The sequence below is a fragment of the Verrucomicrobium sp. BvORR106 genome, from assembly GCF_000739655.1.
Taxonomy (GTDB): domain Bacteria; phylum Verrucomicrobiota; class Verrucomicrobiia; order Verrucomicrobiales; family Verrucomicrobiaceae; genus Verrucomicrobium.
In genome coordinates this window covers 1-1,241 of sequence record NZ_BATR01000143.1, presented here as the reverse complement: position 1 = coordinate 1,241, position 1,241 = coordinate 1, and the positions used below count along the sequence as shown (strand labels likewise).

Here is a 1,241-nt window from a genome sequence, read left to right as displayed (position 1 = left end):
AGGGCCGCTGGCGGAGCGGGTCAAGGCGGAGGCTGCCCGGTACCCGGACATCAAGTACCTCGGTCTGGTCACAGGCGAGGCCAAGCATGCCGCCATCAGCGGCTGCCGGGCCATGCTCGCCCCCTCCGTCTGGTGGGAGCCGCTGGGCCTGGTGACCTATGAGGCGTATGACTACGGCAAGCCCATGCTCGCGGCGCGGTCGGGAGGATTGTCAGAAACGGTGATCGCCGGTCTGACAGGATTTTTGCACGAACCCGGCGATGCCGCAGGCCTGGCTGGCGACGTGTTGATCCTGGAGTCCATGAGCCTTTCTGAACGGTATCACATGGGTGCGGAAGGCCGCGTGTGGCTGCTCTCTGAGTGCAGCCCCTCTCGGTGGAAGTCGTCGTTCGGCGAGGTGCTGGCGGGTATTGTCGCAAGGTGAGCGGAGATTGGACCCCGGCTTCGGATGGTACGGTGTTTGTTTGTCAGGGGCTCTGGATTCCAGTGCGTCAGTGGGCAGTGCGTCAGTGGTCAAGGTGTTGGGGGTGGAATGGCGGGCGGAGATGGTTTAGCTTGCGGGTGTTGAGGGGAGTCTGAGGCGTGCAGAAGAGATTCGCCCGCGCCGGAGGGACTGTAGAAGAGCCGTCCCGGCTCTTGGTGGCGCGGAAGGAGGCGGTTGACGGCCTTAGCGCTTGTAGCTCGTCCAACGTTGGGCCGCGGTCGATATCCCCTTCAGTGGATAAGCTTCGACTCCTCGGATGAGGTCAGAGGACTTGGGGAGCGAACGCATCTTGCGTGCTGTTTCCGGCATCTTGCCGGGAACGTCAGGGAGTACGTGGTAGCGGGAAGAAGGATGTGAAAGGTACTCAGACCGCCACAACCTTCGGAGTAGCAACCTCCAACACCTGTTCCCAACCTAGGCTCGCTGGAAGCTCGTCAACCTTGGGCCTCTGGCCGTATCCTCTTCGAGGAAGATCTTCGACTGAGCCCGCGGAAGGCCTCGGTTCAGTCCGCAGTTTAATCCCCGAAGGGATATCTAGCACAGCCTAGTGGTTGGTCGAGCCTCAAGCGAGTCAACCCTGGGTGTCTCCGTAGAGGATGATCAGGGAGGATGGGCTGGATTGGAACGCCAATATTTAGGTTGAGATAAATTGTGTCGCATTTTGGTGCAGGTATGTCTTGTGGACTTTCTTCGTTTATGTGGACGGCAAAAGTAGGGTACATCCTCAACGTTCATGAAGACCTCCCCAACTCAGTCA

General features: G+C 59.8%; 1 protein-coding gene. It reads left to right on the top strand.

Annotated elements, in window-relative coordinates; genetic code table 11:
- Positions 1-424 (top strand): glycosyltransferase (locus tag BV106_RS26095; protein WP_038169639.1); only part of this gene is annotated, 424 nt, incomplete at its 5' end.
- Positions 425-1,241: the final 817 nt, after the last annotated feature.